The organism is Streptomyces sp. NPDC059037 (assembly GCF_042740015.1).
Classification (GTDB): Bacteria; Actinomycetota; Actinomycetes; order Streptomycetales; family Streptomycetaceae; genus Streptomyces.
This window is the reverse complement of sequence record NZ_JBHYIG010000198.1, coordinates 3,447-18,750: the sequence shown is the minus strand read 5'-3', so window position 1 is coordinate 18,750 and position 15,304 is coordinate 3,447. Positions and strand designations below refer to the sequence as shown.

13 protein-coding genes are annotated in these 15,304 nt (G+C 71.5%); 4 read left to right on the top strand and 9 right to left on the bottom strand.

The genetic code is table 11. The features are described from left to right. Window positions 1–97: 97 nt before the first annotated feature. The 9 genes from ACFWY6_RS31675 to ACFWY6_RS31635 form a co-directional block, all read right to left on the bottom strand. Window positions 98–1,042 (bottom strand): hypothetical protein, encoded by a 945-nt coding sequence (locus ACFWY6_RS31675; RefSeq protein WP_361825316.1) that lies wholly within the window; start codon window positions 1,040–1,042, stop codon window positions 98–100. Between the two features lie 95 nt (window positions 1,043–1,137). Next, complete coding sequence (locus ACFWY6_RS31670; protein WP_384697635.1) at window positions 1,138–2,190, bottom strand: N-acetylglucosamine kinase; 1,053 nt, start codon at window positions 2,188–2,190, stop codon at window positions 1,138–1,140. Next, on the bottom strand, window positions 2,187–2,864 hold the full coding sequence (locus ACFWY6_RS31665) for a uracil-DNA glycosylase (RefSeq protein ID WP_266869347.1): 678 nt from the start codon (window positions 2,862–2,864) through the stop codon (window positions 2,187–2,189). Before ACFWY6_RS31665 ends, ACFWY6_RS31670 begins: the two co-directional genes overlap by 4 nt. 33 nt (window positions 2,865–2,897) lie before the next feature. Further along, entirely contained in the window at window positions 2,898–3,989 is a 1,092-nt protein-coding gene (locus tag ACFWY6_RS31660) for a WD40/YVTN/BNR-like repeat-containing protein (RefSeq protein ID WP_384697631.1), read from the bottom strand. Between the two features lie 79 nt (window positions 3,990–4,068). Further along, complete coding sequence (gene mmuM / locus ACFWY6_RS31655; protein WP_384697628.1) at window positions 4,069–4,974, bottom strand: homocysteine S-methyltransferase; 906 nt, start codon at window positions 4,972–4,974, stop codon at window positions 4,069–4,071. Then, the gene (locus ACFWY6_RS31650; protein ID WP_384697625.1) at window positions 4,971–7,013 is read right to left on the bottom strand and encodes a dipeptide ABC transporter ATP-binding protein; all 2,043 of its coding nucleotides are present in this window, start codon (window positions 7,011–7,013) and stop codon (window positions 4,971–4,973) included. The genes mmuM and ACFWY6_RS31650 overlap by 4 nt, the downstream gene beginning before the upstream one ends. Window positions 7,014–7,026: 13 nt before the next feature. Beyond that, window positions 7,027–7,929, bottom strand: coding sequence for an ABC transporter permease (locus tag ACFWY6_RS31645; RefSeq protein ID WP_384697622.1), 903 nt, complete (start codon window positions 7,927–7,929; stop codon window positions 7,027–7,029). Next, on the bottom strand, window positions 7,926–8,876 hold the full coding sequence (locus ACFWY6_RS31640; protein WP_384697619.1) for an ABC transporter permease: 951 nt from the start codon (window positions 8,874–8,876) through the stop codon (window positions 7,926–7,928). The genes ACFWY6_RS31645 and ACFWY6_RS31640 overlap by 4 nt, the downstream gene beginning before the upstream one ends. Next, window positions 8,873–10,714, bottom strand: a complete 1,842-nt coding sequence (locus ACFWY6_RS31635; protein WP_384697616.1) for a peptide ABC transporter substrate-binding protein — start codon at window positions 10,712–10,714, stop codon at window positions 8,873–8,875. Before ACFWY6_RS31635 ends, ACFWY6_RS31640 begins: the two co-directional genes overlap by 4 nt. A 216-nt stretch (window positions 10,715–10,930) precedes the next feature. Here ACFWY6_RS31635 and ACFWY6_RS31630 point away from each other — a divergent pair, with 216 nt between their 5' ends. The 4 genes from ACFWY6_RS31630 to ACFWY6_RS31615 form a co-directional block, all read left to right on the top strand. Beyond that, entirely contained in the window at window positions 10,931–12,118 is a 1,188-nt protein-coding gene (locus ACFWY6_RS31630) for an ROK family protein (RefSeq protein ID WP_384697613.1), read from the top strand. Beyond that, window positions 12,115–13,689: a M81 family metallopeptidase gene (locus tag ACFWY6_RS31625; protein WP_384697610.1), complete on the top strand. Its 1,575-nt coding sequence runs from the start codon at window positions 12,115–12,117 to the stop codon at window positions 13,687–13,689. Before ACFWY6_RS31630 ends, ACFWY6_RS31625 begins: the two co-directional genes overlap by 4 nt. A 98-nt stretch (window positions 13,690–13,787) precedes the next feature. Further along, on the top strand, window positions 13,788–14,609 hold the full coding sequence (locus tag ACFWY6_RS31620) for a transporter substrate-binding domain-containing protein (RefSeq protein ID WP_384697607.1): 822 nt from the start codon (window positions 13,788–13,790) through the stop codon (window positions 14,607–14,609). Between the two features lie 86 nt (window positions 14,610–14,695). After that, on the top strand, window positions 14,696–15,304 hold a 609-nt coding region (locus tag ACFWY6_RS31615; RefSeq protein ID WP_384697604.1), incomplete at its 3' end, for a hypothetical protein.

Sequence of the window (15,304 nt, the reverse complement as noted above, 5' to 3'; positions counted from 1 at the left end):
CGTCGGCGGTATCGCCAACACGGGCCTCGGCGGCTGCGGCATGTAACGGCGCGGGGCCCATCGGCGTAACGGCATCAGACCCGCATGCGCGGCGCGGTCAGTGGACCGGCGCGCCCGACGGCTGCTGCGGGGCGATGCCCAGCGCCGTCGCGTACTTGGAGAGCGCCAGCTTGCCGATCGCCGGGTAGGCGCCGAGCGACTCGGCGACGGAGCAGCCCGCCTCCTTGGCGGCGTCATCGAGCAGGCTCGCGTCGATCTCCGGGCCGATCAGGTACGGGGCGAGCGCCAGCTGGGTGGAGCCGGAGCCGCGCAGCTGCTCGGCGGTCGCCGCGATGGCGCCCTCCTGGTCGAGCGCGGCGGCCATCACCGGCACCGCGAGGCGCGCGGCGAGCAGCATGCCGGTGATCCCGGCGGCCTGCACGGCCTCCTCGCCGCCGACCGTGGCGAGGACGATGCCGTCCGCCGCGGTCGCCACCGTGAACAGGCGGGCGCGGTCGGCGCGGGCCAGACCGGCCTCCGAGAGGCGCACGTGCAGCGCCTCGGCGAGCAGCGGGTGCGGGCCGAGCACGTCGGTCAGTTCGGCGGGCGCGCGGCTGTCCATCACGGCCTGCCGCACGCGCCGCATCAGCGCGTTGTCGGGGCCCGCGAGGAGCGGCACCACGACGGCGACGGGGCCGTCGGGCTCGGCGACCTCCGCACCAGCGGCGCGCGCCTGCTCATAGCGGGCGGTGCGCTCGGTGGAGGCGTGCGCGAGCACGGACTGCAGCGAGGGGAACTCCGGGAACGAGGTGGTCGTCGCGTCCTCGGTGCCGTCGAGATACCCGATACGGGCGTCGAGACCGGGCAGCTCGGAGCGGGCGATGCTCACGACCTCCTCGGCGAGGCTGCGCGTGGCGGTGCTGGGTACGCCCGGTACGGCGAGGACGAGCGCGGGCGCGTTCTCGGGAGCCGCCACGGGCTCCGGGCGGCGGTGCCGACCGGGCTGGCGGGGTCGCGGCATTCGTACGGGCAGGCCTGATGCGGGCCCGGTGGGGGAGCTCATGGCCCCGCATGCTACTGGTCTCCGGGGCCGCACTGTTCGGGGAGGGTGCAGGTGGGCGGTATACGTCCACTTTTGTCTGATGAGTTACGTAGAGGTCAACTGTCGCCCTCTGTGTGCACGGTGACGCCCTCTGTGTGCACGGTGACGCCCTCTGTGTGCACGGTGACGCCCTCTGTGTGCACGGTGAGCATGCGCGGATCGAGCGGCAGCCGGAGCCTGTCGGCGGCGAGGTCGGCGGCGATGCGCACCGCGCCGTCCAGCGGGTCACCGGCGGCCGTGACCTGGCGTGCGGAGGGCAGTCGCTCCGCGAGTTCGGCGCGCAGGGGCGTCAGGAGCGGCTGGCCCATCTTGAACAGGCCGCCGGTCAGGGCGAGTTCGCGGACCGTGCCCGCAGCGGGCGGCGGGCAGGCGGCCGCCGCCGTCTCGGCGATGTGCGCGGCCGCCGCGCGCAGGATGCCCGCGGCGACGGGGTCGTCCGGTGCGCAGCGCGCCACTTCGGGTGCGAAGGAGGCGAGCACGGCGGGCCGGTCCGTGCGCGGGTAGAGCTGGCCCGGCAGCCCGGACAGCGGGCCGAACAGTTCCTCGGCGCGGGCCCGCAGCGCCGCCGAGCCGCCGCGCCGCCCGTCGAACGCCCGCATCGCCGCTTCGAGCCCCGCGCGGCCGATCCACGCGCCGCCGCCGCAGTCCCCGAGCAGATGCCCCCAGCCGTCGGCCCGCCGCCAGGACGCCAGGTCCGTGCCGATCGCGATCAGGCCGGTGCCCGCGGCGACGACCGCGCCGGGCCGGTCGCCGAGCGCTCCGGCGTACGCGGTGACGGCGTCCGCGGCCAGCGCCACGCGGCGTACGCCAAGGGACTGGCGCAGGGCGGACGGGAGTTCGGCGCGGAGTTCGTCGCCGAGGGTCGCCAGGCCGGCGGCGCCGACGGCGACTGCCGCGATCCGCCCGCCGCCCGCCTGTCGCAGCAACTCCTCCGCCATGGGCAGCAGTTGCTCCATCAGGTGCCCCGCGTCGATGCCGTGCGGGCCGGTGCGCACGGGCTCCTTCGAGCTCAGCGGGTCAGGGCGGCGCGATGCGGCGGGCCCGCCGAGGGCGACCCGCATCCCCGAGCCGCCCGAGTCCACCCCGATGACGCACGGGGCGTCCGTCACGGCAGCCGCCAGTCCACCGGCTGTGCGCCCTGCTGGACCAGCAGGTCATTGGCCCTGCTGAAGGGGCGCGAGCCGAAGAAGCCGCGGTCCGCCGACATGGGTGAGGGGTGCGAGGACTCCACGGAGGGCAGCGGGCCGAGCAGCGGCCGCAGATTGCGGGCGTCGCGCCCCCACAGGATGGAGACGAGGGGCCGCCCGCGCGCGGCGAGCGCCTTGATGGCCTGCTCGGTGACCTCCTCCCAGCCCTTGCCCCGGTGCGCGGCCGGGCGTCCGGGGGCCGTGGTGAGCGCCTTGTTGAGCAGCAGGACGCCCTGCCGCGTCCACGGCGTGAGGTCGCCGTTCGACGGCGGCGGGAGCCCGAGGTCGCTGCCCATCTCGCGGTAGATGTTGATGAGGCTGCCGGGCAGCGGACGCACCTCGGGCGCGACGGAGAACGAAAGGCCCACCGCGTGCCCCGGTGTCGGGTAGGGGTCCTGGCCGACGATCAGCACCCGCACCTCGTCGAAGGGCTGTTGGAACGCGCGGAGCACGTTCGGCCCGGACGGGAGGTAGGTGCGTCCCGCGGCGATCTCAGCGCGCAGGAAGCCGCCCATCTCGGTGATCTTTCCGGCGACGGGTTCGAGGGCCTTCGCCCAGCCCGCCTCGACGATTTCATGCAAGGGTCGTGGTGCCACGGCGTCACCCTACTGCCGTAACGGGGGCGTCGATCAACCGATGGCCGCAGCCCTGACGCACAGTACGTCGGGCAGATGGGACGCCAACTCCTGCCAGCTGTCGCCGTCGTCCGCCGAGGCATACACCTCGCCGTTGCGATTGCCGAAGTAGATGCCCGCCGGGTCCTGGCCGTCGCTCCACATCGCGTCCCGCAGCACCGTGCCGTAGTGGTCGCCCGAAGGGAGGCCCGCGCTGAGCGGCTCCCAGCTCTTGCCCGCGTCGCTCGTGCGGTAGACCCGGCATCGGTGGTCGGCGGGGACGCGGTCGATGTCCGCGTTGATCGGGAAGACATACGCCGTGTCCGCGCGGTGCGGGTGTGCGACGACGGCGAAGCCGAAGTCGGAGGGGAGGCCCTCGCCGATGTCCGTCCAGTTCCCGCCCGCGTCGTCGCTGCGGAACACGCCCCAGTGGTTCTGCAGATACAGGCGGTCCGGGTCGACCGCGTCCCGGGCGACCTTGTGCACGCACTGGCCGAACTCCGGGTCGGGGTCGGGCAGGAAGACCGCGGAGACGCCGTGGTTCGACGGGGCCCAGCTCTCGCCGCCGTCCAGCGTGCGGAACACCCCGGCCGTGGAGACGGCGACCGTCACCGCGTCCGGGTCGCGGGGGTCGGTCAGGACGGTGTGCAGGCCTTCTCCGCCGCCGCCCGGCACCCACTCGCCGCGCGTGGGGTGCTCCCAGAGCGGGCGTACGAGCTCGAAGGTCTCGCCCCTGTCCCGCGATGTGTAGAGGGCCGCCGGTTCCGTGCCCGCGTACACGACGTCCGGTTCGGCGGTCGCGGGGTGCAGCTGCCAGACGCGCTCAAGGGAGGCGCCGGTGTCCTTGGGGAACTTGACGGCCGGCTTGGCCGGTTCCGTCCAGGTCCTGCCGAGGTCGTCGGAGTGGAACACCGAGGGGCCGAAGTGGGAGCTGTCGCCGCCCACCAGGATCCGGGGGGTGCTGCCGCGGGTGTCGATGGCCGTCGAGTAGATGGCCTGGGCGTTGAAGTACGGACTCTCGTCGAACTGCCAGGTTCCGGTGGCGCCGCGTTTGCGGCCGATGAACAGGCCTTTGCGGGTGCCTACGGTCAGGATGAGATCGGCCATGGTGGCCACCTCCGACGTCGTTGTCTCAGGTATCAGCCAGTCTGCACCCCGGCACTGACAGTCACCCCCGCACGGGACGTCATCGCAGGTCGGGCGGGGTGTCCAGCTCGCCGGCCACCTCCGCGATCGTCTCAGGGCCGACCCGGCAGCACCCGCCGATCAGCCGCGCCCCCGCGTCCCGCCAGCCGGTGACCCGGCCCGCGCTGAAGCGCTGGGGCCCCTGCCACGTCTTGGTGGCCGCGTCCCATGTCTCGCCGCTGTTGGGGTAGACCACCACCGGCTTTCCGGTGATCCTCGCGGCGAGGCGCACCGCCGCGTCCGCGTCGCGCGGGTCGCAGCAGTTGACGCCCACCGCGAAGATCTCGTCGGCTTCGGCCGCGAGCGCGAAGGCCTCGGTCAGGGGCTGGCCCGCGCGCGTGAAGCCGCCGGAGACCGTGTACGAGAGCCATGCGGGGACGCCCAGGCCGCGGACCGCGCGCAGCAGCGCCCGCGCCTCGTCCGTGTCCGGCACCGTCTCCAGGGCGAGGACGTCGGGCGCCGCGTCCGCGAGGACCTCCAGGCGAGGGCGGTGGAAACGCTCCAGGTCGGCCACGGTCAGGCCGTAGCGGCCGCGGTACTCGGAGCCGTCGGCGAGCATCGCCCCGTAGGGACCCGCGGAGGCGGCCACCCACACCTCCCGACCCACGCCCGCCCCCGCGACCCGCGCCAACTCCACGCTCAGACGCAGCAGTTCAGCGGTGCTCACGGCATCGATGCCGTGCTGGGCGAAGCCCTCGAACGTCGCCTGATAGCTCGCCGTGGTGGCGATGTCCGCGCCCGCTTCGTAGTACGCCCGGTGCGCCGCCGCGATCGCCTCCGGCTCGTCGGCCAGGAGCCGCGCCGACCACAGGGCGTCGCCCAGGTCGTGCCCGGCGGCCTCCAACTGGTTGGAGAGGCCGCCGTCAAGCACGAGCGGGCGGCGGGTCAGGGCTTGTGCGAGGCTCACGCCGTCGACGCTAGCCGAGGCGCGGGCAGCGGGAAGTGGCACGCGACCTGGTGTCCCGCACTGTTCGGGGTGCTCACCGGCGGTTCCGTGGTCGAGCACACCTCCTGGGCCGCCGGGCACCGGGTGCGGAAGCGGCAGCCCGAAGGGGGCTGCGCGGCCGACGGTGTCTCGCCCTCCAGGGGCGAGCGGTCGAGCCCTGCCGCCGCCTCCGGGTCGGGCAGGTTGACCGTGTCGAGGAGCCCGCGCGTGTAGGGGTGCAGCGGATGTGCGTACACCTGCTCGGCGGGGCCCGACTCCACCAGCTTGCCGAGGTACATCACACCGACCGTGTCCGCCAGGTGGCGCACGACGGCCAGGTCGTGCGAGATGAACAGATACGTCAGACCGCGTTCGCGCTGCAGCTCCCGCATCAGGTTCAGGATCTGCGCCTGGACGGACACGTCGAGCGCGGAGACCGGCTCGTCGGCGACCACCAGATCGGGGGAGAGCGTCAACGCCCGTGCCAGGCCGATGCGTTGCCGCTGGCCTCCGGCGAACTCGTGCGGATAGCGGTGCACGGCGCCGCGCGGCAGGCCCACCGCGTCGAGGAGTCCGGCGACCAGCTTCTCCTGGTCGGCCCGGCTGCCGACGCCCTGGATGACCAGCGGCTCCCGCAGGATCTCGCCGACCCGCATCCGCGGGTCCATGGCGGCCGTGGAGTCCTGGAACATCAGCTGGACGCGCCGCCGGTGCGCACGCCGCTCGGCGCGTGACATGTCCGCCGGGTCGCTGCCCCCGAAGCGGACCCGCCCCGCCGTCGGCTCCTCCAGGCCCGCGACGATCCGCCCGAGCGTCGTCTTGCCGCAGCCGGACTCGCCGACCATGCCGAACGTCTCGCCCTTGCGGATCTCCAGGGACACCCCGCCGACCGCGCTGACCGTGCCCCTGCGGCGCGAGAACGCACTGCCCTTGAGGGGGAACTCCTTGACCAGCGCGTCGAGTTCGAGCAGTACGTCACCGGGGGCGCCGGGCGCGGGCACGGTCTCCGGCAGCACGATCTCCTCGTCCGACGCCTCGTCCGGCACCGGGTGGAAGCATGCGAACCGGTGCTCTGCGCCTGCCACTTCGTCGTCCGCGAGCGGCGGTTCCTGATGGCGGCACTCGTCCGTGGCGAAGGCGCAGCGCGGCGCGAACCGGCAACCCGTGGGCCGCACCGCCAGGTTCGGCGGCAGGCCGGGGATGGTGTGGAGCTCCGTGCCGCTGTCCGCGGCCCGCTCGGGGAGCGAGGCGAACAGGGCCTCCGTGTAGCGGTGCCGTGGCCGCGCGAACAGGTCGCGTACATCCGACTGTTCGGCGACCTTCCCCGCGTACATCACCGCGACGCGGTCGACCCGGTTGGCGATCACGCCCAGATCGTGGGTGACCAGGATCATCGCCATGCCGAGCCGCTCGCGCAGCCCGTCGATCAGCTCCAGGATCTGGTGCTGCGTCGTCACGTCGAGGGCCGTCGTCGGCTCGTCCGCGATCAGCAGCTTCGGCTCGCAGACCAGGGCCATGGCGATCGCCACGCGCTGGCGCATGCCGCCCGAGAGCTGATGCGGATAGGCCTTCATGCGCTCGGCGGGCTGCGGCATGCCGACCAGGCGCAGCATCTCCTCGGCCCGCGCCCAGGCTTCCTTCCTGCCCAGATCGGTGCGGTGCAGCAGCAGCGGCTCGGCCACCTGCGCGCCGATCGTCATCGTGGGGTTGAGGGAGGTCAGCGGGTCCTGGAAGACCATGCCGATGGTGTTGCCGCGTACGTCCTGAAGGACGGGCGCGGAAGCGGCGGCCAGGTCCGTGCCGTCGAACAGGACGCGTCCGCCGGTGACTTGGCCGCCGGGCGGAAGCAGCCCGAGGATGCTGAGCGCGGTCATCGTCTTGCCGCAGCCCGACTCGCCCACGATCCCCAGGGCCTCGCCCGCCGCGAGTTCCAGCGAAATGCCGTCGAGGGCGTGGACGGTGCGGTCGCGCGATGCGATGTCGACGCGCAGGTCTTCCATCTTGAGCAGAGGCTCGGTCATGTCTGGTTCTCCCTTACTTCCGCAGCCGCACTTCGAAGGCGTCCCGCAGCCCGTCACCGATGAAGTTGAACGCGGCGACGACCAGGACGATCGCGATGCCCGGCGGGAAGATCAGCCACCAATAGCCGTTCTGGGTGTAGGTGATGCCGGCCGACAGCATCGAGCCCCAGTCCGCCGACGGCGGCGGGATGCTCAGCCCCAGGAAGGCGAGATAGCTGACGTAGAGGATGGCGTCGGCGATCTGGAAGGTGCAGTTGACGATGACCGTGCCGATGGCGTTCGGCACGATGTGCTTGAACACGGCCCGCGCCCCGCCGCCGCCCATCATCCGCATCGCCTGGACGTACTCGCGGTCACGCAGCGAAAGCGCCTCGCCGCGCACGAGACGGGCCGGGGAGAGCCAGGCCACCGAGGCGATGATGACGATGAGGACGCCCTTGCTGGGCGTGATGATCGCGGCGACCACGACGAGCAGGAACATCGCGGGGATCGCGAGTGTGGCGTCGGTGATCCGCATCATCGCGGCGTCCACCCAGCCGCCGAAGTACCCGGCGACCGCCCCGTACACGGTCCCGAAGAGCGTCGCCAACAGGCCCGCCGCCAGGCCGATTTCGAGCGAGGTCTGCCCGGCGACCATCAGCCGTCCGGCCATGTCGTAGCCGAGGTCGGTGGTGCCGAGGAGGTGGCCGGAGCTGCCGGGGGCGAGGTTGGCCTGGGAGAGGTCGGTGTGCACCTGCTCGGTGGAGTGGAGCAGCGGCCCGAGGTAGCTGAAGGCAAGGAGCAGGACCAGGACCACCACGCCGGTCAGGGCGAGCTTGTTGCCGGTGAAGACCTGGAGGGTGCGGCGGGCCAGCGAGGGTGTGGCCTGTGCGGCTTCCTCGTGCCCTGGGGTGACAGCGGCGGTCGCGGTGCTCATGCCACGCTCCGTATCCGGGGGTCGAGGACGGCGTACAGGATGTCGGTGAGCAGCGAGCCGACGACGGTGGCGATGCCGACGACGAGCGTCACGCCGAGCAGCACCGGGAAGTCGGAGCCCTGTGCCGCGTTCCAGAACAGCAGCCCCATGCCGGGGTAGTTGAACATCGACTCGACGACGAGCGCGCCGCTGAAGAGGGTGGGCAGATAGAGGCCGAGCAGCGTCGCGAGGGGGATCAGCGCGTTGCGCAGCACATGCCGGACCATGATCCGGCGGCTCGACTGGCCCTTGGCCATCGCCGTACGGACGTATTCCTCGGTGAGGTTGTCCAGGACCGCCGAGCGCATGTAGCGGCTGAACATCGCCACGATGCCGAAGGCCATGGTGACGACGGGAAGGATCAACCCCGTGAAGTCGCCGAGGAGTTCACCGATCGTCTCGCCCTGCGGCGCCTCCGCCGGGAGGATCGGCAGCACTTGCGCGAACAGGATGATCATGATGAGGCCGAGGAAGAACACCGGCGTCGCGTACAGCAGGAAGGCGAGCCCCGTCAGCGCGTAGTCCGACGCCTTGCCCCGCCGCACGGCCTGCAGCAGACCGAGCGGCACGGCGATGATCACCGCGAGCACGGTGGAAAGGACCGTCAGGAGCAGCGTCTTCGGCAGCCGCTGCTTGAGCAGTTCGAAGACCGGCGAGTTGAGCTTGAAGGACTCGCCGAGGTCCCCCGTGAAGAGCCGCTTCAGATACATCGCGTACTGCTGGGGCAGCGAACGGTCGTACCCCTGCTGGTGGTTGAAGTGCTCGATCTGCTGCGGGGTGCCCTTCGGGCCGAGGATGGCGCGGGCCGGACCGCCGGGCAGCATGTGCAGGAGCGTGAAGACGATGACCGAGACCAGGAAGAGCACGACGAGCGCCTGAAGGAAGCGCTTGACCAGAAAGCCGGTCACTTCTCGGCTCCCTTCTTCTTGACGTAGTACCAGTCCTGCGGCGCGAAGGTGACCGTCGGGTTCTGCCCGACGCCCCGCAAGTCGTTGCGGATCACGGAGACTTGGTACGCCGGGTTGGGCATCCACATCACGGGCAGCTGCTCGGCCAGATACTCGCCGTACTCGTGCACGGCCTTCATGTCGGGGGAGTACTGCACGCCCCGGATGATCCGGTCGGCCTTCTTGTCGCTGTAGTTGCCGAAGTTGGCCGATGCGCCGGTCGAGAAGAGCTGCTCGCCGCTGGGGTTGAGGGGGTAGTACCAGCTGCCGGCCGTCCCGAAGAACGACATGTCCCAGTCGCAGCCGGGGTCCTTCGCCTTGCAGGGCACGGAGTTGCCGAGCACGGAGTTGAGCGGCTGCTGGCGGACGGTGAGGTCGATGCCGGCCTTGGAGAGCGAGGACTTCAGCTCCTGCATCATGTTCGTCGTCTCGGTGGAGCCGGACTGGGAGAGCAGGGTGAGCTCGAGCGGGTCGTTCTTCGCGATGCCCTTGCCGCACTCGTCGGCGCCCGTTCCGGGGCGTGCGCAGCGTGCGGTGCCGTCCTGGGTCCGCCAGCCGTGCGCCGTGAGCAACTGCCGTGCCCTGTCGACGGAGAAGGGGTACTGGTTCTTCTCCATCGCCTTGGACAGGTACTGGCTCTTGGGCGTCACCGGCACCGGTCCCAGGGTCGGTGTCGCGCTGCCCTGCCAGACGACGTCGCTCATCGCCTTCTGGTCGACGAGGTGCTGCATCGCCTGCCGGATGTAGAGCTGGTCCATCACCGGGCCCGCGTGCGTGGAGTTGAAGTTGTAGACGATGTACGTCGCCGCCCAGCCCTCCCACGGATCGACGCGGTAGCCCTTCTCCTCGAACCTCCCCTTCTGCGCCATCACCGACGGCGGGATGTAGCCGTAGTCCACGCCGCCCGAACGCAGCACGTTGTACTCGGAGTCGGCAGTGGTGAAGGGTTTGAAGACGACCTTGTCGAGGTGCGGGCGCTGGGACTCCGGGCCGGTGTACCTCTCGTTCGGGACGATGGTGACCTGGCCGTTGTCCCGCCACCCGGCCAGCTTCCAGGGGCCGTTGACCGTCCTCCAGAGCGGATCGGTGCCGTACGAGCCAAGGCTCTTGGCGTGCCGGGTGAGCCGTGCGAAGACCGCCTTGGCGCCCGCCTTCGTACGGTCCCAGTCGGCGATCCTCCCGCCCTCGGTCTTGGCGTCCCAGGCGTGCTGGGGCAGCGCGCGCATCAGCGTGAGCTGGTTGGCGGCGAACCAGTCGGGGTTGTACGCGCGGCTCAGGTGCAGCCGCACGGTGTGGTCGTCGACGGTCTCGAAGCGCTTGACGTTGTCCGGCATGGTGCCGACCGAATAGTTGGCCCAGTCCGCCTTGTTGGCCTTGAGGAGGTTGAACCAGAACTCCAGGTCGCGGGAGGTGACCGGCTCTCCGTCGGACCACTGCACGCCCTCGCGCAGCGGCACGGTCACGGTCCTGTTGCCGTCGCTGAACTTCGGTTCGAGGCCTAGGGTGCTCGGGCCGTGCGTGGTCAGCTCCGCCTTGCCCTTCTCCTGCACGGCGTCGTACACGGGCGAGAACAGCAGCGACTGGATGCCGTAGTTGTACGAGCCGCCGTAGCCGGGCGGACCGATCGGGAAGATCCAGTTCGGTGTCGCGGCGGGCGGCAGCGCCATCGTCGCCGTGCCGCCCTCGACCGGAGTGCCGCCGGTGGGGCCCATGTCGACGCGGCCGCCCTCCTGGGTGCATCCCGTGAGCGCCGCCGCGAGGACGAGCAGCGCCGCGGCCGCGGGCCTGAGTGAGCGCATGGCGATGGGCCTCCAAGGGGTACGGACCTGCCCCGTGCCGGAGAACGACGAGGCGGCGCCCGAACGCTAGGCCGGGCGAGAAAACCAAGTCAATAGCTTCATTCGGCAAGAAGTCGAAAAGCCGGGAGGGCTGGTCAACTTCCTTCGAGTCGCCCTAGTGTTCGTCTCGTTGTCGAACGAACGGCTCGAAGCAACATTGAAGCAACTGGGGGCGGCATGGCCGGTACACCACTCGGCGAACCAGGATCGGCGCAGCACATCCTGCAGCTGGTCTCATCGGGCGCCGCGTCGTCCCGGGCCGATCTCGTACGGGAGTTGGGGCTCGCCGCGTCCACGGTCTCGCTGCGGGTCCAGGAACTGGTCGGCGCGGGACTCCTCACCGAATCCGGCGAGGGGGCGTCCCGTGGCGGTCGCCGCCCCCGCCTCCTGCGCGTCCACGCACAGGGCGGCGTCGCCCTCGCCGCGGACCTGGGCAGCCACCACGCACGCCTCGGCGCCGTCGATCTCGGCGGCACCGTCCTGGACGCCGTCGACCTGCCGCACGACATCACCGCGGGACCCGAGTCCGCCGTGGACTGGCTCTGCGGGCAGGTCGCCGAACTCCGCGCCCGGCAGCGCGAAGCGGGCCGCACCGTCCGCGCGCTCGGCGTCGCCTTCCCCGGCCCCGTGCAGCCCGCCGAGGGCCGCGTCCTCAGCCCGTCCCGGATGCCCGGCTGGCACCGCTACCCGCTGCGCGACGTACTCGCCGAACGCCTCGGCATCCCCGTCACCGTCGACAACGACGCCACGATGATGGCCGTCGGCGAACACCGCACCGCACGGCCCGAACTCGACCACATGGTCGTCGTCAAGGCGGGCCGCGGTATCGGCAGCGGTGTCATCGCGGCGGGCCGCCCGCACGACGGCGCCAACGGCTCCGCCGGCGACATCAGCCACGTACGCATCGAGGCGGCGGGCGACCGGCCGTGCAGCTGCGGCAACATCGGCTGCCTGGAGACCGTGGCCAGCGGCGCGGCGCTGATCCGCGAACTGGCCCTGCAGGGCGTCGAGGTGGCGGACACGAACGAACTCCTGCGCCTGGTAGCCGATGGCGACCCGCCGGCCACCACCCTCGTCCGCACCGCCGGACGGCACATCGGCACGGTCCTGTCCGTCGTCGTCAACTTCTTCAACCCGCAGGCCGTCGCCATCGGCGGGGTGCTCGCCACCGCCGAGCCACTGGTCGCCGCCGTACGCGGGGTCCTCTACGAACGCTGCCTGCCGCTGGCCACCGCGGACCTGGAGATCACCACCACGGTGACCGGCCGCGACGCGGGCCTGCTCGGCGCCGGCCTCACCGCCCTGCGCCACCACCTCCCGACCGCCCCGGCCCCCGCATCCCAGGAAGAGAGCGTCCACGCATGACCACCCCCGCGACCCAGCAGCGTCGCCTCCGCATCGGCATCGGCGGCATCGGCATCGAGTCCTCCACCTTCTGCCCGCACCGCTCCACCACGGACGACTTCCGCCGGACGCGCGGCCAGGAACTCCTCGACCGCTACACCTGGACCCAGGCGGACTCGGACCTGGCGTACACGGTCGAATGGGTGCCGCTGCTGCACGCGACCTCGCTGCCCGGCGGTCCGGTGGAGGCCGAGTCGTATCTGCTCCTCAAGGACGAACTGGTCACGCGCATACGGGAAGCGGGCCCCCTGGACGGTCTCGTCTACGAAATCCACGGCGCGATGAGCGTCATCGGTCTCACCGATGCCGAAGCTGACTTGACGGAGGGCGTCCGAGCCGCCCTCGACGCCGTCGGCACCCCCGACGGCGGACGCCCGATGATCTCGGCCGCCATGGACCTGCACGGCAACGTCTCGCGCCGCTTCGCCGAGCCGGTCGACCTGCTCACCGCCCACCGCCTCGCCCCGCACGAGGACGCCTGGGAGACCCGCGAGCGCGCCGCCCGCAATCTCGTGCGCTGCCTGCGCGATGGCACCCGGCCGCACCGCGCCTGGGTGCAGATCCCCGTCCTGCTGCCCGGCGAGAAGACAAGCACCCGTCTGGAGCCCGCCAAGTCGCTGTACGCCTCGCTCGCCGAGATCGAGAAGCTGCCCGGCATCCTCGACGCCGCGATGTGGGTCGGCTACGCGTGGGCGGACGAACCGCGCTGCCAGGCCGCGATCGTCGTCACCGGCGAGGACGCCGAACTGGCCGCCGCCGAGGCCGAGAAGCTGGCCCGCCGCTACTGGGACGCCCGCCGCGACTTCGTCTTCGTCGGCCCCACGGGCAGCGCAGAGGAGTGCATCGAGCAGGCGGTGGCCTCGACCGAGCGGCCCTTCCTGATCAGCGACTCAGGGGACAACCCGACCGCGGGCGGCGCCGGCGACCTGGCGTACATGCTGGGCAGGCTCCTGGAGAACGAGGCGATCCGCTCCGGAGCGGTCACCGCCGTCCACCCCGGCATCACCGACCCCGTCGCCGTCGCCCGCTGCTTCGAGGCCGGAGTGGGCGCCGATGTCACCCTGAGCGTCGGCGGCAAGGTCGACACGAACCACGGCGGGCCGTACGAACTCACCGGCACCGTCGTGGCGTTGCAGCGCGCCGCCGAGCAGAAGGACCGGGCCGCGGGCGGCGCCTACGACCGGGGCGTCGACATGGCGGCGGTGCGCAGCGGCGGGGTGACCGTGATCCTGGTCGAGCGCCGCAAGCCGTTCCACACCCTCGCGGACTTCCTCGGCCCGGCCGACGGCGGTCTCGGCATCGACCCGCGCACCTTCGACCTGGTCGTGGTCAAGATCGGCTATCTGGAGCCAGAGTTGTACGACATGGCGGCCGACTGGCTCCTCGCCCTCACCCCGGGCGGCGTCGACCAGGACCTGTTGCGGCTCGGCCACCACCGGGTGGAGCGCCCGCTGTATCCCTTCGACGATGATGCGTACGACACGGGGGCGGGCCCGGATCTGACGGCGGCTCAGCTGTCCCCGCTCGCCTGAAGATCCCGGTGATCGCCTGATGAGAGGGGGCTTCACCGGCCAGAACGGGTCTGCGAAGGTGATCCCTTCGAGCCGCGAACCCGTCCGGAGGAGCCCCCGTGAAGCGTGCCGCCACCCTGTCCGCCCTGGTCTGTCTGCTCGCCGTGACGGCTGCCGCGCCCGCGTCGCCCGACGCCGGCCGCGGCAAGGACCGCCACCACGGCAGCCTCCTGGACTCCGTCCCCAAGGCGGGCGTCCTGAAGGTGTGCACGACGGGCGACTACCGCCCGTTCACCCACCTCGACCCCGCCGAAGGAACGTACAGCGGAGTGGACATCAAGATGGCCGAGGACCTTGCCAAGAGCCTCGACGCGAAGCCCTCGTACGTGGCCACGACGTGGGCGAACCTCACCAAGGACGTCGCGGCGGGCCGCTGCGACATCGCCGTCGGCGGCGTCTCCATCACCCTGCCGCGCGCCCGCCAGGTCTACTTCAGCGAACCGACCCGCGAGGACGGCAAGACGCCGATCGTCCGCTGCGCCGACAAGGACGAGTTCGGCGACGGCACCCTGAAGGACATCGACAAGCCCGGCACCACCGTGATCGTCAACCCCGGTGGCACGAACGAGCAGTTCGCGCGCGCCAGCATCAAGCAGGCCACCATCAAGCTGCACCCGGAGAACACCACGATCTTCCAGGAGATCATCGAGGGCCGCGCGGACGTGATGATGACGGACGCGAGCGAGACCCGCTACCAGTCCAAGATCCACCCCGAGCTCTGCTCGCTCCACCCCGACAAGCCCTTCACCTTCTCCGAGAAGGCATACGCACTGCCGCGCGGTGACGAGGAGTTCAAGGAGTACGTCGACCAGTTCACCCACCTCGCCACGCACGACGGGACGTACGCGGCGTACGAGGCCGAGTGGATGGGCGGCGCCTGAGGGCCCCCTAGTGCCCGGCCCCCAGGGGGTATCCCTGGGACGGTCCCCGAGGCCAGGGGGTGTGCCGCGGTCCTAACGTCCTTGGCATGTCTTCCTCCCGCGCACGGTGCATCCACAGCAGGCAGAGCGGCCGGCTCGCCTCGACCACCACCGCCGACATCGACGAGCTCGTGGCCGGGCTCAAGGACCGGCCGCGGGTCGTGCTGCACTTCCACGGCGGGCTCATCGACGACACGCTGGGGTTCGCGACCGCCGAACGCCTGGCGCCCGTCTACGAAGCGGCCGGGGCCGACCCCGTCTTCTTCGTGTGGAGCAGCGGGCTCCTGGAGACGCTGCGGGGGAACCTGCCGCAGATCCTGAACGAGAGCGTCTTCCGTACGCTGCTCAACAGGGTCACGCGGTACGCGACAGGCATCGTCTTCCAGGAGCCGGGACAGCGGGCCCTCGGGGTGGTGGCCACCCCTACCCCGAGGGCCGTCGCAGCGGAACTCGCCCAGGTGCGGGCCGGGCAGGAGCCGTACGCACGGCTGACCGCACCGGCCGACGTACCGGAACTGACCGACGAGGAACAGCGGCAGCTGGCCGCCGAGCTCTCGACGGACACCGAACTCGCCGAGCGCACCCGGGAGATCGTCAACTCGGTCGCACCGGAGCCCGCAGAGCAGGCCGCCGCGGCGCGAGACGCCATCGGGGGG